Origin of the sequence: Curtobacterium sp. HSID17257 (assembly GCF_003989515.1) — a bacterium.
GTDB lineage: Bacteria > Actinomycetota > Actinomycetes > Actinomycetales > Microbacteriaceae > Curtobacterium.
This window is the reverse complement of sequence record NZ_RBLU01000040.1, coordinates 1-20,049: the sequence shown is the minus strand read 5'-3', so window position 1 is coordinate 20,049 and position 20,049 is coordinate 1. Positions and strand designations below refer to the sequence as shown.

Genomic DNA, 20,049 nt, shown 5'->3' with positions numbered 1-20,049 from the left:
CCAGCCGCACGAACTAGGATCGAGGGGTGGCTGGCAGGATCGCGCGGAACGACATCGACGAGGTCCGCTCGCGTGTCAACATCGCGGATGTCGTCGGTGACCACGTCACGCTGAAGTCGGCGGGCGTCGGATCGCTCAAGGGGCTCTGCCCGTTCCACGACGAGCGTTCCCCGTCCTTCCACGTGCGCCCGCAGGTCGGCCGGTACCACTGCTTCGGGTGCGGCGAGGACGGCGACGTCTTCGAGTTCATCATCAAGATGGACCACACCACCTTCCAGGAAGCCGTCGAGCGGATGGCCGCGAAGATCGGCTTCACGCTCCACTACGAAGAGGGCGACGGTCCCCGCACCGACTACAACCAGCGCGCTCGGCTGATCGCTGCGAACGAGGCAGCGCTCGAGTTCTACCAGTCGCAGCTCACCTCGGCGGCGGCCGAACCGGCACGACGATTCCTGGGGGAGCGCGGCTTCGACCCTGCGGCGGCACAGCACTTCGGTGTGGGGTTTGCCCCGCAGTCGTACGACGCCACGCGCGAGCACCTGCGCAGCCGCGGCTTCTCGATGGACGAGATCCTCGCGGCGGGGCTCGCGGGCCAGGGCGACCGCTCGCCGTACGACCGGTTCCGCGGCCGGCTCGTGTGGCCGATCCGCGACGTCACCGGCGCGACGATCGGGTTCGGCGCGCGCCGGCTGCTCGACGACGACAAGGGCCCGAAGTACCTCAACACCCCGGAGACGCCGATCTACCACAAGAGCCAGGTGCTCTACGGACTCGACCTCGCCCGGAAGGACATCGCGAAGGGCAAGCAGGTCGTGATCGTCGAGGGGTACACCGACGTGATGGCGTGCCACCTCGCAGGCGTGACCACCGCGGTCGCGACGTGCGGGACCTCGTTCGGAGTCGACCACATCAAGGTGCTCCGGCCGATGCTGGGGGACTCCGCGAACGCCCACCTCTCGCAGCTCGGCGACATCGTCTTCACCTTCGACCCGGACGAGGCCGGGCAGCGCGCTGCCGCCCGAGCCTTCGCCGAGGAGAGCCGGTTCGCGTCCCAGACCTACGTGGCGGTCGCGCCCGGTGGCCTCGACCCGTGCGACCTCCGGCTGGCACGGGGTGACGCCGCCGTCGAGCGGCTGATCGAGTCGAAGCGACCGATGTTCGAGTTCATCATCCGACGTCGTCTCGCCGCGCACGACATCGAGACGGCGGAGGGGCGGGTGTCCGGACTGCGTGACGCCGCACCCGTCGTCGCCGGGATCCGCGACCGCACCCTCGCCAGTGCGTACGTCCGCGAGACCGCGAAGTGGCTCGGGGTCGACATCCCCGAGGTGCGTCGAGCGGTCGACGCCGCACGCCAACGTTCAGGGGCGACGCAACCCGACCGGACGCACAGTTCCGTCCCCGTCGGGCAGGCAGGTCCGGGCGGCGAGCTGGTCGCCCCACCCGAGGAACCCGTGGCCGGGATCCGGCTCCTGCCGAACGACCCGATCACCCGCATGGAGCGGGACGCCGTGATGGCGATGGTGCAGCAACCGGTGCACGTCGGCGTGCCGTTGCTCGGGCTCGCGGCCGGGGCGACCTTCTCGGCACCGATGCTGTCCGTGGTACGGGACGCCGTCGTGGCGAACCTCGACTCCATCGGTGCGGCCAACTGGCTCGACCGGTTGCTCCAGGACGTGCCGGCGCCGTTCCGCGGTCTCGTGCAGGAGCTCGCACTCGCGCCGATCCCCGCGCGCACCGACGAGGACCTCGCGCTGTACGCACGGAGCATCGTCGTGGCCCTGGTCGAGCGCGACCTGCTCGCCCGCAAGGCGTCGCTGCTCGGGCAGTTGCAGCGCGCCGACCCCTACGAGCAGGCTGACCGACGCTCGGAGATCCAGCGCCAGCTCGTCGACATCGACGCGCAGCGGATGCGACTTCGCGCCGACGCCGAGGCGGCAGCGCAGGGCTGAGTGCCGCGGGTCGTCGCCCGGCCGATCGTGCTGGCCCTCACGGTCGCGCGACTTGCCGTGTGCGGTCGATCTGGTTGCACGACTCGCCGCCGCGACTCGAACTTGAGCGGCAAGTCGTACGACCAGGACGCGAGCGCCACCGACGGGCGCCGAGCGGGCAAGACATGCCGCGCGTGTGACGTCGGGGGGGGGTGCGACGTGTCGACCGGGGAGGTCGAGCGTGACAGATCTCGCCCGCTCGGCGCACCCCGGGTCGAGCCACGCGCACCGGGTAGCCCGCCGCGGCCGGCCCCTGACGCCGGCGTTGCACCACGCAACTTTCCTGCGCGACACGCCGCACGGAGACGCGCGCATCATGCGTCACGCAACGCGATCGCGCATTACAAGGGTGTAAACAAATGTCCCTCGAATCGTGGAGTTCCGTGTCAGGGTGGTACCAATGAGCGTTCCCGGCGGGCTTCACAGCGATCGACCGCCCGCCGCGAACCCCTTGCGAACCAACAAGAGAGAGAGCGGACATGGCATCCGTGACCAAGTGGGGTAGGCGCGGCATCGCGCTCGGCGCCGGAGTGGCAGCGACGGCGCTGGTGCTCACCGGCTGCGCGAGCAGCAGCGTCTCCGACACCGAACTGAACGGCCTGAGCATCGGGACGACCGACAAGGTCACGTCCCTCGACCCGGCCGGGTCCTACGACAACGGCTCCTTCGCCGTCCAGAACCAGGTGTTCCCCTTCCTGATGAACACCCCGGTCGGCAGCCCCGACGTCAAGCCGGACATCGCCGAGAGCGGCGAGTTCACGAACGACACCACGTACACGGTGAAGCTCAAGAGCGGGCTGAAGTTCGCGAACGGCCACGACCTGACCTCGAGCGACGTGAAGTTCTCGTTCGAGCGCGAGCTGAAGATCAACAACGAGAACGGCCCGCAGTCCCTGCTCGCCAACCTCAAGAGCATCGAGACCCCGGACGACACCACGGTCGTCTTCAACCTCGACCACGCCGACCAGACCTGGCCGCAGGTGCTCTCGAGCCCCGCCGGTCCGATCGTCGACGAGCAGGTCTTCTCCGCCGACAAGCTCACGCCGGCGGCGGACATCGTCAAGGGCAACGCGTTCGCCGGGCAGTACGAGATCACCTCGTACAAGGAGAACGACACGATCCAGTACAAGGCGAACCCGAACTACGACGGGCTCCTGGGCAAGGCGAAGACCGACGCGGTCACCGCCAGCTACTACACCAAGGAGACCGACCTCAAGCTCGCCGTGCAGAAGGGCGACGTCGACGTGGCGTACCGCTCGCTGACGCCGACCGACATCGCGGACCTCCGCAAGGACGACTCCGTCGAGGTGTACGACGGCCCCGGCGGCGAGATCCGCTACCTGGTCTTCAACTTCAACACGCAGCCGTTCGGCGCGAGCCAGTCCGACGCGGACGAGGCGAAGGCCCTGGCCGTGCGCGAGGCCGTCGCGGACGTCGTCGACCGCGAGAAGATCGCGAAGGACGTGTACAACAACACGTACTCGCCGCTCTACTCGATGGTTCCGGACGGCCTGACGGGTGCGGCGAAGCCCTTCGAGGAGATGTACGGGAACGGCAGCGGCGGCCCCGACGTCGACAAGGCGAAGGAGACCCTGTCGAAGGCGGGCGTGTCCGGCAAGGTGCAGCTCGACATCCAGTACGCGCCGGACCACTACGGTTCGACCTCGGACGACGAGTACGCCGAGCTGAAGACGCAGCTCGAGAACTCGGGCCTGTTCACCGTGAACATCCAGTCGACGGTCTACACGACCTACGCGCAGGAGCGCACCAAGGACGCCTACCCGGTGTACCAGCTCGGCTGGTTCCCGGACTTCTCGGACGCCGACAACTACCTGTCGCCGTTCTTCACGAAGGACAACTTCGTGCAGAACCACTACGACGACGCGGAGATCCAGAAGCTCATCTCCGAGGAGCAGCAGGAGTCCGACAAGGACAAGCGTGCCGACCTGATCGAGCAGGCACAGGAGCGCGAGGCATCGCAGATCTCGACGCTGCCGCTCCTGCAGGGCAAGTCCGTCGCGGTCGCGGGCAAGGACGTCAAGGGCCTGACCCTCGACTCCTCGTACAAGTTCCGCTACGCGACCCTCTCCAAGTAACACCGGCGTCGGCCCACGGGGGCGTTCCCAGGAGGAGCGCCCCCGTGACCGCGTCCCGAACGGCACCGAAAGGCACCCGTCCCCGTGACCCTCAGCACCCCCGAGGCGACACCGGAGCTGGCCACCGACCCCACCAAGCCCCAGGCACAGCGACGTGCCCGCGGGCAGGGCGGCGGACTCGGCCGGTACATCCTGGTCCGCTTCCTCCTCATCTTCCCGACGGTCTTCATCCTGGTGACCCTCGTCTTCTTCCTGATGCGCGTCATCGGGAACCCGATCACCGCGTCGGTCGGCGGCCGGCTCACGCCGACGCAGCTGCAGGAACGCCTGCACGCCGCCGGGTACGACCGCCCGGTGATCGTCCAGTACCTCGAGTACCTCGGCAACATCGTCCGCGGTGACTTCGGGACGACGTCCACCGACAACCGGCCGATCACCGAGATCATCGTCACGTACGGCGGTGCGACCGCGGAGCTCGTCTTCTACGCGCTCATCGTCGCGCTGGTGCTCGGCATCCCGCTCGGCATGCTCGCGGCGTACGTCCGCGACAAGTGGCCGGACGTGCTCTTCCGGGCGCTCGCGATCCTGACGTACGCGACGCCGGTGTTCTTCGGTGGTCTGCTCCTGAAGCTCGTCTTCTCGGTCTGGCTCGGCTGGCTCCCGCTCGGCGACCGTGCGTCGACGCGGGTGTCGCTCATCCTCGACAACATCCCCGGCGCGTCCGGCATCTACATCATCGACGCGCTCCGGACCGGCAACGCGCAGGTCATCGGCGACGTCCTGTCGCACGCGGTCCTGCCCGCACTGACGCTCGGCCTGCTCACCGCCGGCATCTTCCTGCGGCTGGTGCGCGCCAACATGATCGGCACGCTCGGTTCCGAGTACGTCGACGCGGCCCGCTCGCGCGGCGTCCGGGAGGCGCGGCTCGTCCGGACCCACGCCTTCCGTCCGGCGCTGGTCCCGATCATCACCGTGATGGGTCTGCAGATCGCGATGCTGCTGGGTGGGTCGGTCCTCACCGAGACCACCTTCGGCTGGCGCGGGCTCGGCTTCGAGCTCAACCAGTACCTGTCGGCCCGCGACTTCGTCGCGGTGCAGGGCATCGTCGCGATGCTCGCCGTCATCGTCGCGGTGACGAACTTCGTCGTCGACGTCGTCGCGGCGCTCATCGACCCGAGAGTGAGGTTCTAGCGATGGCCGACACCTCGCTCGTCGACCGACACGAGCCGCTCTGGAAGCGGCTGCCCGTGGTGGTCCAGCTCCGCAGGAGCACCGGCTGGCAGCGCGCCATGCTCATCACCGGCGTGGTCATCTGCGCCCTGTACCTGATCGTCGCGATCGCCGCGCCGCTCATCGCCCCGTACGGGTTCGGCCAGCTGCAGGGTGCCGACGGCCAGGGCTTCCCGCGCACCGCGCCGCCGAGCCCCGAGCACGTCTGGGGCACGACGGTCGGTGGGTTCGACGTCTTCAGCCGCGTCGTCTTCGGCGCTCGCACGGCGGTCCTCGTCGTCATCGTCGCCGTGGTCGTGTCGATCACCATCGGAGTGATCCTCGGCATGGTCTCCGGCTACATCGGTGGCTGGCTGGACCGGATCCTCGTGGTCGTGGCGGACGCGATCTACGCGTTCCCGTCGCTGCTCCTGGCGATCGTCGTGTCGATCGTCATCTCGGGCGGCAACTCCAGCTACTCCGGCGGCATCATCGCGGCGGCCATCTCGATCACCGTGGTCTACGTGCCGCAGTACTTCCGGGTCGTCCGCGCCGAGGCCGTCCGCCTGAAGAACGAGGCGTTCGTCGAGTCGGCGCGTGTCCTCGGCACGAACCCCTGGCGCATCATGACCCGGCACGTGCTCCGGAACTCGACCCGCAGCCTGCCGCTCATCCTGACGCTCAACGCCAGCGACGCGATCCTGACCCTGGCCGGCCTCGGCTTCCTCGGCTTCGGCATCGGCCCGACCAGCGGTGCCGAGTGGGGCTACGACCTCAGCCGTGCGCTGTCGGACGTCGCCTCGGGTGTCTGGTGGACCGGTGTCTTCCCCGGCGTGGCCATCGTGGTGCTTGTGCTCGGCGTGACCTTCATCGGCGAGAGCCTCAACGACATCTCCGACCCGCGCCTCCGCGCACGCCGCCGCTTGAAGCAGCTGGTGTCGCGCAAGCAGGCCGCCAGCACGGAAGGGGCGACGGCATGACCGACGCGACCACCGACCCGCGGAACGAGCCGGTCGCCGTCGTCGACGACCTGACCGTCACGTTCGCCACCGACAACGGCGCCGTCGACGCCGTCAAGGGCGTCAGCCTCGACGTCCGCCCGGGGGAGGTCCTGGCCCTGGTCGGCGAGTCCGGCTCCGGCAAGTCGGTCACGGCGCGGAGCATGCTCCGGCTGATGCCCGAGACGGCGACCCTCGGCGGCGCGGTGTACCTCGACGGCACCGACGTCGTCAGCGTGGGCGCCGCGAAGCTCCGGGAGCTCCGCGGTACCGCGGGCGCGATGGTCTTCCAGGAGCCGTCGACCGCCCTCAACCCGGTCTTCACCGTCGGGTGGCAGATCGCCGAGGGCCTCCGCGCCCACGGCGGCGTCTCGAAGAAGGAGGCGCGCGCCAAGGCGATCGACTACCTGCGCCGCGTCGGCATCCCCGACCCGGAGACCCGTGTCGACCACTACCCGCACCAGTTCTCGGGCGGGCAGAAGCAGCGCGTCGTCATCGCGAGCGCGCTGGCCCTCGAGCCGAGCGTCATCATCGCCGACGAGCCGACCACCGCCCTCGACGTGACGGTGCAGGCCGAGATCCTCGACCTGCTCCGCCGGTGCCGCGACGAGTTCGGCGCGGCGATCGTCATCATCACGCACAACATGGGCGTCGTCGCCGACCTGGCGGACCGGGTCGCCGTGATGTACCAGGGCGAGGTCGTCGAGGAGGCCCCGGTCGCGCAGCTCTTCGCGGCCCCGCAGGCCGACTACACGAAGCGCCTGCTCGCCGCGGTGCCCCGGCTCGAGGCGTCCACCGGCGCCGCCCGTCGTGCTGCGATCGCGACCGACGTCGAACCGCTCGTCAGCGCGAAGGGGCTCGAGATCGAGTACCCCGGCCGCCTCGGCGCGCACGCGTTCAAGGCCGTGAAGGGCGTCGACCTCGACATCCGCCCGGGCGAGGTCCTCGGCCTGGTGGGGGAGTCCGGCTCCGGGAAGACCACCATCGGCCGGGCGATCGCCGGTCTGACGCGCATCACCGGCGGCTCGCTGAACGTGCTCGGGACGGAGATGCTCGGGTACCGCGAGCGGGACTTCAAGCGGCACCGTAAGGACATCGGGTTCGTGTTCCAGGACCCGGCGACCTCGTTCAACCCGCTGCTCACGATCGCCGAGTGCGTCGCCGAGCCGCTCGTCGTGCACGGCGAGGTCGCGAACCCGCGGGCCGCCCGGAAGCGCGTCGGCGAGCTGCTCGAGATGGTGCAGCTGCCGGCCTCGTACGGCGACCGCTACCCGCACGAGCTGTCGGGTGGTCAGCGGCAGCGGGCGTCGCTCGCGCGGTCGATCGCACTCCGCCCGAAGCTGCTCATCGCGGACGAGCCGACCAGTGCGCTCGACGTGTCGGTGCAGGCCCGCGTGCTGGAGCTCTTCCTCGAGCTGCAGCAGGACCTCGGCTTCGCGTCGCTGTTCATCAGCCACGACCTCGCCGTGGTCGGCGCGCTGTCCGACCGCATCGCCGTGCTCTACCGCGGTGACCTGGTCGAGACGGGCACCACGGCCGAGGTCCTCGGCGCGCCGCAGCACCCCTACACGCAGCGTCTGCTCGCGTCGCTGCCGGTGCCGGACCCGGCGGAACAGGCCGAGCGACGGCGTACGCTGGTGGAACTGGAGAACGCCGGGTCCTGACCCGACGCGACCAGCCTGGAGGCGCGACCCGCGTCGTCGACGCACGCCGCGCCTCCAGGCCGGTCCCCTCCACGGCACCACAGACGACGCGACACCGGTCCGTCGCGACACCGCCGCCAGGGGGCGGCGCGGAAGGGGACCCATGATCGCGGTGAACGGCCCGGCGGTCGTCGCAGACGACGTCTCGATCGAGTACCGGGGCGTCCGTGGCTCGGAGTCGATCCGGGCGGTCGACGGGGTCAGCCTGACCGTCCGCCAGGGCGAGATCCTCGCGCTCATCGGCGAGTCCGGGTCCGGCAAGAGCACCTTCGCCGCCGCGATCGCCGGCCAGCTCGGTGCCACCGGCGAGGGCGAGGGGGCGCACCGCCGGCAGATCGTCGGCGGCGAGCTCACCGTGCTCGGGCAGCAGGTCCGCGGGCTCCGTCCGTCCTCGCGCAAGGCGCAGCGGCTGACCGGCCGGATCGGGTACCTCCCGCAGGACGCCGCCGACCGGCTGAGCCCCGACCTGACCGTCGGCGAGGCGATCGCCGAACCCATCTACGTGCGCGACCGTCGGTTCGACCGCCGGGAGGCCGGGCTGATGGTCGCCCGGCTGGTCGACGCCGTGCACCTGCCGCTCGGCATCATGCGTCTGAACACGTGGGAGCTGTCGAGCGGCCAGCGGCAGCGCGTGGCCCTCGCGCGTGCCCTGATCCTCGAGCCGCAGCTCCTCGTCGCCGACGAACCGGCGCGCGGCGTCGACGTCCTGGTCCGCCAGTCGGTGCTCGAGGCGCTGACGAACCTGCAGCGTGGTCGACAGTTCTCCGCCGTCGTGGTGTCGAGCGACCTCCGCGAGGCCCGGGCGCTCGCGGACCGCGTCGGCGTGCTCGCGGAGAGCCGCCTGGTCGGCCTCGGCACCTTCGACGAGGTCCTCGACAACCCCGTCGACCCGTACGTGCAGACGCTCGCCGCGACCGCCTCCCGCCCGGTGAAGCGCCGCAGCTCCGCGACGGGCGCGCCACGCCGCTCGTCCGCACCCCGTCGTCCGGTCGGGGCCGCAGCCGGATCCCGTACCGACCGCCAGGAGAACGCATGAGCACCAGCACCGCAGCCGACACGGTGAGCGGACGGGGACACCGCGCGGTCGTCACGGACGCCGGCGCACCGCTGCCCGTCGACCCGCCCGCGGCCGGACCGGTCGCGATCCTGCCGACCGCGGCCGACCTGCACGCGGACGCCGTCCGGGACGCCGGCGGGACGGTCGGTGCGCTCGACGCGGACACGCGGGGGATCGTCTGGCTCGACGCGCGCGACCCCGACGGGCTCGAGGCCGCGTTGGCCGATGCCCCGGGCGTCGGCTGGGTCCAGCTGCCGTTCGCCGGTGTCGACGCCTTCGCGCACCTGATCCAGGAGCACGGCGACCGCGTGCTCTTCACCTCGGCCAAGGGGGCCTACGCGGAGCCCGTCGCCGAGCACGCCCTCGCGCTGACGCTCGCGACGCTCCGGGTGCTGCAGAAGCGCGCCCGGGCGACGTCCTGGGCGACCGAGCCCGACGGCGTGTCGCTCTACGGGCGGAACGTCGTCGTGATCGGCGCCGGCGGGATCGCCCTCGAGTACATCCGGCTCGTCGCACCGTTCGAGGTGTCCGTCACCGTCGTGCGCCGCGCGGCCGACCCGGTCCCGGGCGCGGACCGCACCGTCACGACCGGGGAACTCGACGAGGTCCTGCCCGACGCCGACGTCGTGGTCGTCGCGGCCGCCATGACGTCGGGTACCGCGAAGCTGTTCGACGCACGCCGCTTCGCGCTGATGAAGCCCTCGGCGCGCCTGGTGAACATCGCCCGCGGGGGACTGGTCGACACCGACGCGCTCGTCACGGCACTGCGCGAGGGCACCATCGCCGCCGCAGGTCTCGACGTGACCGACCCGGAGCCGCTGCCCGACGGGCACCCGCTGTGGGACGAACCGGGTGCGGTCATCACGCCGCACCAGGCCGACACCCCGGACATGGTGGCGCCGCTGCTGGCCGAGCGGGTCCGCACCAACGCCGCCGCGTTCCTGGACGGCTCCGGGGACGGGTTCGTCGGCGTCGTGGACCCCGCCGCGGGGTACTGACCGCCGCCCCGCTGGGGTGGTCCTGCGCGCGGCGCGCCCGGGATGCGCGGCCGATGCGCGGAGCGGGCTCGGGGTACTGCTATGCTGTTACCCGTTGTTCGCAAGACATTCGCCAGCGGACAGTGATCCTCGATAGCTCAATTGGCAGAGCAGCCGGCTGTTAACCGGCAGGTTGTTGGTTCGAGTCCAACTCGGGGAGCAATCAGAGCGAGAGAGGCCCCCACCGTTCGCGGTGGGGGCCTTCCGCGTTCCCGGCGCGACCCAGCGGGGTCCGAGCTGTTCGGCTTCCGGCTGGCTCGCAGGCGCCGTCCGGTCGGAAGCTGTTAGCGTTCACAGGTGATCACCGTGCGCCGAACCCTCGCCGCGGTGGTCGTCGTCCTCGGTGCGGCGGGGCTCACCGCCTGCACCACCGGGCAGCCCGAGCCGGAGGACTCGCTCGACACCGCAGCACGGTCCGAGGTCTCCGCGACGGGCAGCGCCCCGATCGTCTTCGCCTTCGTGTGCAGCGACGCCGCGGCCGGCAGCAGTGGCTCCGGCAGCGACGCGACGGGTGACGACGCCGACGGCACGGCCGAGCGGTACACGACCTACGCCGCGGTGTGGGAGGCCGAGCGCACCGACTGCCGGGCCGAACGCATCACGGGCACCGAGATGTCGGCGCAGCAGCGGGCCGCGGTCCGGGCGACCGACGGCGCCGCCACGCTCGAGGAGCTCGCGGCGACCTGCGCGGAGCGCGGGGCGTCGCCGTGGCGGGACGGCGTCACGACGCCGGACCAGGCCGACCTGGCAGCGGGACTCGTCGCGTACTGCCCGGGACACCCGGACCGCGACCGCCTGCAGGAGGCGTTGACGGCGTACCGGGGCTGAACCGGGCCTCCAGGCCGACGCCGGTGCGGGTGCCGGTTCCGGTCCCGCGGAGTGCGCGGCAGCCGCTCGGGTGGTCAGCCCTCGGGGTGGTCGCGTCCGGGCAGCCAGGACTTGCCGGGCCCGCCCCAGCTGCTCTTGCGGATCGCCTTCGCGACCTGCTTGCCGTACGGGTGCACGAGCCGGTCCGCGTAGAGGTAGCCGTCGAGGTGGTCGTACTCGTGCTGGAAGACGCGGGCGAGCCACCCGTGCGCCTCGATCTCGAAGGGCTCGCCGTGCTCGTCGACGGCGCGGAGCAGGACACCCTCGGCGCGGCGGAGCGGGAAGCGCTCGCCCGGGATCGAGAGGCAGCCCTCGGACTCCTCGTCCTCGTCGAGCTCCTCGACCGACTCCGGCACGGGCGGGGTGGTCCAGAGCACCGGGTTGACGGCGACCCCGCGGTGCAGGACCTCGTCGTCGTCGGTCCACGAGTACACGAACAGTCGCTTGCCGATCCCGACCTGCGGACCCGCGAGACCGACCCCGGGGGCCAGGTCCATCGTCTCGTACATGTCCTGCACCAGGGCGCGGAGGTCGTCGTCGAACTCGGTGACCTCGGTCGCGCGCTCGTGGAGGACGGGTTCGCCGGTGACGCGGATGGGGAGGACGGGCATTCACCCAGGTTATCCGGCGAGGACCGGTAGCCTCATCGCGTGACGACGGACCTCCCGATCCCGGACGCGGTCAACCTGACACCGTTCCAGGCCCTGATGATCCCCGTCGCGCTCGTCGGCGCCGTCTTCCTGTCGCTCGGGGCGCAGTTCCAGAGCCGCGGGGTGCAGCGCGTCGAGGCCCGGCTCGGACGGCAGTCGAAGGGGCTGTCGGTGCGGCACGTCCTCGGGCTGCTCGGCAGCGGCTGGTGGGTCCTCGGCACGCTCATGCTCGGCCTGGCCGTCGTGCTCCAGCTCATCAGCATCACGAACGCCCCGCTCATCGTGGTGCAGCCGCTCGGCGCCGTCGCGCTCGTCATCACCACGTGGTTCTCGTCACGGTCCTCCGGGGTCCCGCTCGGGCAGCAGGCGCGACGGGCGGTCTGGACCTGCATCATCGGTGTCGGGATCTTCGTCGGCATCGCCGCCGTGGTCGGCCGCGAGAGCGCGATCACCCACGAGCAGCTCGTGACGATCCTGGTGGTGCTCGCGATCGTCCTGGTGGCCGTGTTCCTGTCGTTCCGCTTCGCGGCGAAGCGAGCGAGCGCCATGTACTACATCGTCGTGGCCGGGGTGCTCTACGGCTTCGTCGCGACGCTGGCCAAGGTCGTGCTGAACCGGTTCCTGCACGGCACGTTCGACTGGCTGACCGCGATCGCCGTCGTCGGGGTGATCGTCGCCGCGGTGCTCGGCGGGTACTTCGTGCAGAACGCGTACTCGAGCGGGTCGGCCGACCTGGTGATCGCCGGCCTCACCGTCATCGACCCGATCGTGGCGGTGGGCATCGGTGTCATCGTGCTCGGCGAAGCGGCCGGGGCGCCGTGGATCGCGGTGGTCGGGTTCCTCGTCGCCGCGGTCATCGCCATCACCGGGGTCTTCCTGCTCGCGAAGCACCACCCCGAGACGCGGCGCTGACGTCGCCCGCCGCCGGCGCGCGCTGACGTCGCTCGCCGGCGGCGCACGCTGGCGTCGTTCGCCGTCGGCTCGGGCGGTCGTCCGCGAGGCTGACGCGCGCGCTCGGGACCGTGCGGTACCGTCGAGGCCCGACCAGCAACCGCCCACGAGAGGACGACGCCAGCCGTGTCAGAGGACGCCACCACCGCCACCGCCGAGTCGACGGGTGCGACGGGCGGATCCCGGCCGCTGCGCGTCATGATCGCGGCCGACACCTTCCCGCCGGACGTCAACGGCGCCGCGACCTTCGCCGAGCAGCTCGCCGTCGGCCTCGCCGAGCGTGGGCACGAGGTCCACGTCGTCGCCCCCGCCTCGAGCGCCCACCACGGCACCTTCGACGAGGAGCACCGCGGTGTCGTGCTCACCGTGCACCGCCTGAAGTCCTACAAGTGGCCGTGGCACGCCTGGCTCCGCTTCGTGTGGCCGTGGAGCGTCCGGAAGTGGACGGGGCCGATCCTCGACGCCGTCCAGCCGGACGTGCTGCACATCCAGTCGCACCTCGTCATCGGGCGTGGCATCGTGCAGGAGGCCCACGAGCGCGGCATCCGCATCGTCGGCACCAACCACTTCATGCCCGAGAACCTGCTCGAGTACGTGCCGTTCGGCCGTCGCACGCTGCCGATCGCGTTGAAGATCGCGTGGAACGACGCCGCCAAGACCTACCGGCTGGCCGACGCCATCACGACGCCGACGGTGCTGGCCGCGGACTACCTCCGCGAGGCCATCGCCGGGCAGCAGGTCCTCGCGATCTCCTGCGGCATCGACGCATCGCGGTACACGGCCCGCAGCGGCCGACCCTCGGGGAACGACATCGTGTTCGTCGGCCGGGTCGCGCCGGAGAAGAACCTCGACGTGCTCGTGCGCGCGCTCCCACTGCTGCCGAGCGAGCTGCGCGCGACGCTCACCATCGTCGGCGGCGGCGAGATGATCCCGAAGCTGAAGGCCCTCGTGCAGGAGCTCGGGCTCGAGGACCGGGTGCGCTTCGCCGGGTTCGTCTCCGACGAGGCCAAGCGGCAGGCGCTCACGAACGGCACCGTCTTCGCGATGCCGTCCACGGCCGAGCTGCAGAGCATCTCGTCGCTCGAGGCGATGGCGTCCGGGCTGCCGGTGGTCGCCGCCGACTCGATGGCGCTGCCGCACCTGATCGACGGCAACGGGTTCCTGTTCACCCCGGGCGACGTGCAGGACCTCGCGGCGAAGCTCGCGCAGGTGCTGCAGGCGTCGGACACCGACTACCAGGCGATGCGGGAGCGCAGCCTGGCCATGATCGAGGCACACGACATCAACCGCACGCTCGCGACGTTCGAGTCGCTGTATCGTGGGGAGCCGGTGGCCTGACGGTCCCCGACGAGGGGCGGTAGCCAAGCTGGTCAAGGCACTCGGCTCATAACCGAACGATCGCGGGTTCAAGTCCCGCCCGCCCTACCAAGCCAGAAAGGCCGGCCCGCCGTGCACCTGCCCCGACGACGAGACGTCCCCGAGGACCACGCGCCCACCCCGAACGTGACGTTCGAGGCGACCCGGGCCGGCACCGGCGTCCGCGTCAACGCCTTCCGCATCGGGTTCATGGGGGCTCTCGGCGTGCTCATCGCGCTGCTCGCCGGCGTGATCGTCCAGCAGCTCAGCACGGTCCTGGTCTACATCGGCGTCGCGCTCTTCCTGTCGCTCGGCATCGACCCGCTGGTGTCCTTCCTCGAGCGCTTCATCCCGCGCTGGGTGGCGATCACCATCGTCGTCGTGGGCGTCCTGTCCGCCTTCGCCGGCGTGGTGTTCGCGGTCGTCCCGATCCTCATCCAGCAGGCGACGAACCTCGTCCAGAACTTCCCGGAGATCATCCAGGACATCTCGCGGCAGGAGTGGTTCAAGGACCTGTCGCAGCAGTTCGCCGGCGCGTTCGACGTGAACCACGCCCTGGAGTCGCTGCAGTCCTTCGTCGAGGACCCGGGCAACCTCCTCAGCCTCGGCGGCGGCATCCTGGCGGTCGGCAGCGGCATCCTGTCCGGGCTGACCGGCGCCGTGATCGTCATCATCCTGATGCTGTACTTCCTGGCGTCGATGCGGGGCCTGAAGTCGATGGCCTACCGCTTCGTCCCGGCGACCCGTCGCCAGAACTTCGTCGACGTCAGCGAGCAGATCACCCAGGCCGTCGGTCGCTACGTCGTCGGTCAGATCAGCCAGGCGCTCATCAACGGCATCCTCAGCCTGGTGTTCCTGCTCGTCATCGGTGCGCCGCTGCCGGTGCTGCTGGCGACCTTCGCGTTCCTGGGGTCGCTCATCCCGCTCGTCGGCACCCTCGCCGCGGCGGTCGTCATCTCGCTGCTCTGCCTGTTCGCCTCGCCGGCCACCGCGCTCGCGGCCGCGATCTACTACCTCGTCTACATGCAGGTCGAGGCCTACCTGATCTCCCCGCGCATCATGTCGCGAGCAGTGCAGGTCCCCGGTGCCCTCGTGGTCATCGCCGCGGTCGCCGGCGGCACGATCGGCGGGGTCCTCGGAGCACTCGTCGCCGTGCCGGTCGCCGCGTCGGTGATCATCATCGTGCAGAAGGTCATCTACCCCCGCCAGGAGCAGTCGTGAGCGCGGCCGAGCCCGACCTGTCCGCGCACGTCGCCGCGCGGGACGCCTGGGCCCGGAGCGCCCGTGGCCCGCTCGCCCTGGTGAACGCGCAGCACGTCGACCGCCCGCAGCCGGTGTGGCCCGTCGCCGGGCAGTGGGCACCGGCTCCGGGCGGCCTCACCGTCACCGCGAGCGCGTCGGACGGCGTCGTGGTCGACGGCGTCCCGGTGGACGGCACGGTCCTGGTCGCCGGGGACACGGCGGTCGTGCCCTCGACGGTCGCCTTCGCCGACGGGCTCGCCGGCACGGTGCAGGGGTCGACCCTCCGGGTCTGGGACCCGGCCTCCGACGCGGTCTCCCGCTTCGCACGCATCGATCGCTTCGCCCCGCGGTCGGGCGGGTGGGTCACGGTGGGCAGGTACGAGCCCCGGTCCGGCCTGGAGGCACCCGGTCACCTCACCGACGCCGCCGGCGACCCCCTGCCGGTCGCCGGTACGGTCGAGACCACCGTCGACGGCGTCCCCGTGCGACTGACCGCGGTCCGGTCTGCGCCGTTCCACGGCCGTCCGCGCCTGCAGCTCATCGTGCAGGACGCGACCAGCTCCCTGCCGGAGGACGACCCGGGCAGCTCCTACTCGATGGGCCGCTTCCTGTACCTCGACGAGCCCGACGGCGCTGGCGACGTCGCCCTCGACTGGGAGCGACTCGTGCTCCCGCCCTGCGCGTTCTCGTACCAGTACGCCTGCCCGGTGCCCCCGGAGGAGAACCGCATCCCGGTCGCGCTGACCGCGGGGGAGCGCCACCCGGTCGACGCCGCCGGAGCCGTGCTGCACTGAGGCCCGCAGGTCTGCTGCTCGACGGGTGTGGCGTTCCCAGCGCAGACGCTGCATAATGGGCGTGTCCGCAGGGACATCACAATCTGATACCGATGGTTCCGCTACCGGGGCTCCGCACCACAGGTCGATGGGGAAGTCGCACCTGACGAAGCGGAGGAATCGTGAACGGAACGACGACAGGGGTGCTCTACGTGCACTCCTCACCACGCGCGCTCTGCCCGCACGTCGAATGGGCGGCTGGTCGCGCGATGAGCCGCGCCGTGAACTTCTCGTGGCTCGACCAGCCCGCGCTCGACGGATCCCGTCGGACGGAGTTCACCTGGACCGGGCAGGTCGGCACCGGCGCGGCGATCGCCTCTGCCCTGCGCGGGTGGGAGCACCTGCGCTTCGAGGTCACCGAGGAACCGACGGCGCAGTCCGACGGCGGCCGGTGGATGCACACGCCCGACCTCGGCGTCTTCTTCGCGCAGACCGACGTGTCCGGGAACATGGTCGTCCCCGAGGACCGCGTGCGCTACGCCATGGAGGTCGCCGGCAGCAACGCCCTCGAACTCCACCGTGAGCTCCGACTCGCACTCGGGCAGGCCTGGGACGACGAACTCGAGCCCTTCCGGCACGCCGCCGAGGGCAACCCCGTCGTCTGGCTGCACCGCGTCGGCTGACTGCTCCCGCCTCCTCCGCACCACCTCGGACGCCGCCCGCTCCCTCCGGAGCCGGCGGCGTCCGTCGTCCCCGGGGTGTGCGCGTCGTCCTCACCCGTCCCGAGCGGTTGCGATCCGGCCCGCTCGGCGTGTCCGGCCGACGATCCGCGCGCGCACGCCGCTCGTGAGCGGCATGTCCTGCCCACTCGCCCCTGGTGCGGGCCGCCCTTCCGGCGGTACCGACTCGCGCGAGCGGCGATCTGATCGGGTGCGATCTGGCCCGCTCGGACCGTCCGGCCGACGATTCGTGCGCACACGCCGAGGGTGAACGGCGTGTCGCGCCCACTCGAGTGACGGGGGGCACGCCGTACGGGCACCGGGAGCGCCGGGGCGGGCACCAGGGGCGGGACCCAGCCCGGGACGGACGGAGGCCCGCCCTGCGGACGCAGGACGGGCCTCCAGGCCGACCGGGGTCGGCGACGACGGATCAGGCCGTGCGGAACGCCACCACGGCGTTGTGCCCGCCGAACCCGAACGAGTTGCTCACGGCGAGCAGATCGCCCGCGGGCAGCTCACGCGGAGCGGTCGCGACGTCCATCACGATCTCCGGGTCCTGCTCGGTCAGGTTGATCGTCGGCGGCGCGACCCGCTCGTGCAGCGCCAGGACGGTGAAGGCGGCCTCGATCGCACCGGCACCGCCGAGCAGGTGACCGGTCGACGCTTTGGTCGCCGAAACGACCACGTTGTCGAGGTGGTCGCCGAAGACACGACGCATGGCGTGGTACTCGGCCACGTCGCCCACCGGGGTGGAGGTGGCGTGCGCGTTGACGTGGACGACGTCCTCGCGGGAAGCGTCGGCGTGCTCGAGCGCGATGAGGACCGCGCGGGCGGCGGCGCTGCCCTCGGGGTCCGGAGCGGTGATGTGGAACGCGTCCGAGGTGATGCCGGCACCGGCGACCTCGGCGTAGATCGTCGCGCCGCGGGCCTCGGCGTGCTCCTTCGACTCGAGGATCAGCGCCGCGGCACCGTCGCCGAGCACGAAGCCGTCACGCGTGACGTCGTACGGACGCGATGCAGTCTCGGGGGAGTCGTTGCGTCGCGAGAGCGCCTGCATCGATGCGAACGCGGCGAGGGGCAGCGGGTGCAGCGCGGCCTCGGCGCCACCGGTGATGACGATGTCGGCGTCGCCGTCGGCGATGTGCCGGTAGGCCTCGGCCAGCGACTCGGTGGACGACGCGCAGGCGGAGAGGTACGTGCGGGCGCCGCCGCGGGCGCCGAACTCCATCTCGATGGCGGCGGCGGGGCCGTTCGCCATGAGCATCGGGACCGTCATCGGCAGGACGCGACGCGGACCCTTCTCGCGGAGGGTGTCCCAGGCGTCGAGGAGCGTGTTGACGCCGCCGATGCCGGTGGCCCAGTCGACGATGAGGCGCTCCGGGACGACGGTCTCGGGGTCGATGCCGGCGTCGGCCCAGGCCTCACGCGCGGCGACGAGGGAGAGCTGCGACGACGGGTCGAGGCGCTTGGCCTCGGGACGCGTGAGCTGGTCGGTGAGGAAGCGGCGTGCCTGGCCGGCGAACTCGACGGGGATCTCGAGGTCGGCGTAGCGCTCGTCCTCGATTCGGGTGATGCCGGACTTCCCGGCGAGCAGCGCCTCCCAGGTCTCCCGGGCGGTCGCGGCGAGTGGTGTGATCGCACCGATCCCGGTGACGACGACGGTCTTCTTGGTCATGGAACGACGTGTTCTTTCGTGTGGGAGGAACGAGGTGAGCGCCGCGGCCCGCGGGGTGTGCGCGGTCCGCGGCGCTCAGGAAGCTCGCGTCAGGCCTGGGCCTTGGTGATGTAGTCGACGGCGTCGCCCACGGTCTTGAGGTTCTTGACCTCTTCGTCCGGGATCTTCACGTCGAACTTCTCCTCGGCGTTCACGACGATGGTCATCATCGAGATCGAGTCGATGTCGAGGTCGTCGGTGAACGACTTGTCGGCGGCGACGGTGTCGGTCGCGATGCCGGTCTCGTCGTTGATCAGCTCGGCCAGGCCGGCGAGGACTTCTTCGTTGGACAGGGCCATGGGTGTTCTCCTTGAGGGGGGTGTCGTTTGACCGTGGACCAGCCTAGGGCACGAGTGGTACGGGTGCCCGGAGCCGAGCCGGGATGGTGGGACTAGGGGAGGACGACGACCTGCGCGCCGAACACGAGACCGGCACCGAAGCCGATCTGCAGCGCGAGACCGCCGGAGAGCTCCGGGTGCTCCTCGAGCAGGCGGTGCGTGGCGAGCGGGATGCTCGCGGCGGAGGTGTTGCCGGTGGTGGTGATGTCGCGGGCGATCGTCACGGTGTCCGGCAGGCCGAGCTGCTTGGCGAACTCGTCGATGATGCGGATGTTCGCCTGGTGCGGCACGAAGGCGGCGAGGTCCTGCGGCGCGACGCCGGCGGTCTCGAGCGCCTGGCGTGCGACCTTGACCATCTCCCACACCGCCCAGCGGAAGACCGTCTGACCGGCCTGGCGCATCGTCGGTCGCGGCGCGCCGGCGGCCCACTCGTTGTAGGTCGCCGTCATGCCGATGGCGTCCCACTTCGAGCCGTCCGAGCCCCAGATCGTCGGGGCGATGCCTGGGTAGTCGCTCGGACCGACGACGGCCGCACCCGCACCGTCGCCGAGGAGGAACGAGATCGAGCGGTCGGTCGGGTCGACCACGTCGCTGAGCTTCTCGGCCCCGACGACGAGCACGTGGTCGGCCAGGCCGGACTTGATGAACGAGTCGGCCTGGGCGATGCCGTACGCGTAGCCGGCGCAGGCCGCGCTGACGTCGTAGGCCGCGGCCGGCGTCGCACCGATGCGTTCGGCGAGCAGGGACGCCATGGAGGGCGTCGCGACGGTGTGGGTGACGGTGCTGACGAGGACGACACCGATCTGGTCCGGCGTGATGCCGGCCTTCTCGATGGCCTCCCGCGCGGCTGCCTCGGCGAGGTCGACGGCCTCGATGTCGGCTCCGGCGCGCTTGCGCGTGACGATGCCGGTGCGCTGGCGGATCCACTCGTCGGACGAGTCGATCGGCCCGACGAGGTCGTCGTTGGGGACGACGTTCTCACCGCGGGCGGCACCGAAGGCCAGGATGCGGGTGTACTCGTGGCCGCGACGCTGCTGCAGCACCGGACGGGAGGCGCGGGGCGCGTCCGTCCCGTCGGCTGCGGGGGACGGCGTGGTGGCGTCGGTCATGCGGTTGCGTCTGCTTCCTCGCTCGCGGCCGCGGTGTCGCTCTCGAGGAGCTCGATCGCGGCGGGCAGGTCGTCGGGGGTCTTCACGGCGACGGTGGGGGTGCCGCGCAGGCCGCGCTTCGCGAGCCCGACGAGCGCGCCCGCCGGCGCGAGTTCGATGATGCCGGTGACGCCGGCGGCGGAGAACGACTCCATGACGGCGTCCCAGTGCACGGGGTTGGCGATCTGGCGGACCATCAA

17 protein-coding genes, 2 tRNA genes and 1 pseudogene are annotated in these 20,049 nt (G+C 71.2%); 15 read left to right on the top strand and 5 right to left on the bottom strand.

The annotated features are described in order from the left end of the window. Window positions 1–26 precede the first annotated feature (26 nt). From dnaG to D8M35_RS08455, 9 genes are all read left to right on the top strand, one after another. Entirely contained in the window at window positions 27–1,952 is a 1,926-nt protein-coding gene (gene dnaG, locus D8M35_RS08495) for a DNA primase (protein WP_126891459.1), read from the top strand. Window positions 1,953–2,470: 518 nt separating this feature from the next. Then, window positions 2,471–4,087, top strand: a complete 1,617-nt coding sequence (locus tag D8M35_RS08490; protein ID WP_126891458.1) for an ABC transporter substrate-binding protein — start codon at window positions 2,471–2,473, stop codon at window positions 4,085–4,087. Window positions 4,088–4,204: 117 nt separating this feature from the next. Then, window positions 4,205–5,278, top strand: a complete 1,074-nt coding sequence (locus tag D8M35_RS08485; RefSeq protein ID WP_238638153.1) for an ABC transporter permease — start codon at window positions 4,205–4,207, stop codon at window positions 5,276–5,278. A gap of 2 nt (window positions 5,279–5,280) precedes the next feature. Further along, the gene (locus D8M35_RS08480; RefSeq protein WP_126891456.1) at window positions 5,281–6,276 is read left to right on the top strand and encodes an ABC transporter permease; all 996 of its coding nucleotides are present in this window, start codon (window positions 5,281–5,283) and stop codon (window positions 6,274–6,276) included. After that, window positions 6,273–7,958, top strand: a complete 1,686-nt coding sequence (locus tag D8M35_RS08475; protein ID WP_126891455.1) for an ABC transporter ATP-binding protein — start codon at window positions 6,273–6,275, stop codon at window positions 7,956–7,958. Before D8M35_RS08480 ends, D8M35_RS08475 begins: the two co-directional genes overlap by 4 nt. 142 nt (window positions 7,959–8,100) lie before the next feature. Continuing rightward, window positions 8,101–9,033 (top strand): ATP-binding cassette domain-containing protein, encoded by a 933-nt coding sequence (locus D8M35_RS08470; protein ID WP_126891454.1) that lies wholly within the window; start codon window positions 8,101–8,103, stop codon window positions 9,031–9,033. Further along, window positions 9,030–10,052 (top strand): D-isomer specific 2-hydroxyacid dehydrogenase family protein, encoded by a 1,023-nt coding sequence (locus tag D8M35_RS08465; RefSeq protein ID WP_126891453.1) that lies wholly within the window; start codon window positions 9,030–9,032, stop codon window positions 10,050–10,052. Before D8M35_RS08470 ends, D8M35_RS08465 begins: the two co-directional genes overlap by 4 nt. Before the next feature lie 126 nt (window positions 10,053–10,178). Further along, window positions 10,179–10,251, top strand: a tRNA-Asn gene (locus tag D8M35_RS08460). Window positions 10,252–10,388: 137 nt separating this feature from the next. Beyond that, a complete protein-coding gene (locus tag D8M35_RS08455) occupies window positions 10,389–10,919 on the top strand; it encodes a hypothetical protein (RefSeq protein ID WP_126891452.1) in 531 nt (176 codons plus the stop codon). Between the two features lie 74 nt (window positions 10,920–10,993). Here D8M35_RS08455 and def read toward each other — a convergent pair whose 3' ends face one another. Continuing rightward, complete coding sequence (gene def / locus D8M35_RS08450) at window positions 10,994–11,569, bottom strand: peptide deformylase (RefSeq protein ID WP_126891451.1); 576 nt, start codon at window positions 11,567–11,569, stop codon at window positions 10,994–10,996. Between the two features lie 39 nt (window positions 11,570–11,608). On the opposite strand from def, the gene D8M35_RS08445 reads away from it, so the two are divergent. From D8M35_RS08445 to D8M35_RS08420, 6 genes are all read left to right on the top strand, one after another. Further along, entirely contained in the window at window positions 11,609–12,520 is a 912-nt protein-coding gene (locus D8M35_RS08445; protein WP_174234721.1) for a DMT family transporter, read from the top strand. A gap of 165 nt (window positions 12,521–12,685) precedes the next feature. Beyond that, a complete protein-coding gene (locus D8M35_RS08440; protein WP_126891450.1) occupies window positions 12,686–13,897 on the top strand; it encodes a glycosyltransferase in 1,212 nt (403 codons plus the stop codon). Between the two features lie 13 nt (window positions 13,898–13,910). Beyond that, window positions 13,911–13,987 (top strand) — tRNA-Ile (locus D8M35_RS08435). Between the two features lie 21 nt (window positions 13,988–14,008). After that, a complete protein-coding gene (locus tag D8M35_RS08430; RefSeq protein ID WP_342342914.1) occupies window positions 14,009–15,136 on the top strand; it encodes an AI-2E family transporter in 1,128 nt (375 codons plus the stop codon). After that, the gene (locus D8M35_RS08425) at window positions 15,133–15,951 is read left to right on the top strand and encodes a DUF1684 domain-containing protein (RefSeq protein ID WP_126891449.1); all 819 of its coding nucleotides are present in this window, start codon (window positions 15,133–15,135) and stop codon (window positions 15,949–15,951) included. Before D8M35_RS08430 ends, D8M35_RS08425 begins: the two co-directional genes overlap by 4 nt. Window positions 15,952–16,133: 182 nt before the next feature. Beyond that, complete coding sequence (locus tag D8M35_RS08420; RefSeq protein ID WP_126891467.1) at window positions 16,134–16,613, top strand: DUF3145 domain-containing protein; 480 nt, start codon at window positions 16,134–16,136, stop codon at window positions 16,611–16,613. 466 nt (window positions 16,614–17,079) lie between these two features. Here the strand turns inward: D8M35_RS08420 and D8M35_RS08415 are convergent, their stop codons facing one another. From D8M35_RS08415 to D8M35_RS08400, 4 genes and pseudogenes are all read right to left on the bottom strand, one after another. Then, the gene (locus tag D8M35_RS08415) at window positions 17,080–18,324 is read right to left on the bottom strand and encodes a beta-ketoacyl synthase (RefSeq protein ID WP_126891448.1); all 1,245 of its coding nucleotides are present in this window, start codon (window positions 18,322–18,324) and stop codon (window positions 17,080–17,082) included. Between the two features lie 89 nt (window positions 18,325–18,413). Beyond that, window positions 18,414–18,662 carry an acyl carrier protein gene (locus D8M35_RS08410; RefSeq protein WP_058729431.1) on the bottom strand — a complete coding sequence of 83 codons (249 nt, stop codon included), beginning with the start codon at window positions 18,660–18,662 and terminating at the stop codon, window positions 18,414–18,416. Between the two features lie 92 nt (window positions 18,663–18,754). Continuing rightward, entirely contained in the window at window positions 18,755–19,810 is a 1,056-nt protein-coding gene (locus D8M35_RS08405; protein WP_174234720.1) for a beta-ketoacyl-ACP synthase III, read from the bottom strand. Then, window positions 19,807–20,049 (bottom strand): annotated as a pseudogene (locus tag D8M35_RS08400) (ACP S-malonyltransferase); the annotation flags it as partial. The gene D8M35_RS08405 and the pseudogene D8M35_RS08400, both read right to left, overlap by 4 nt.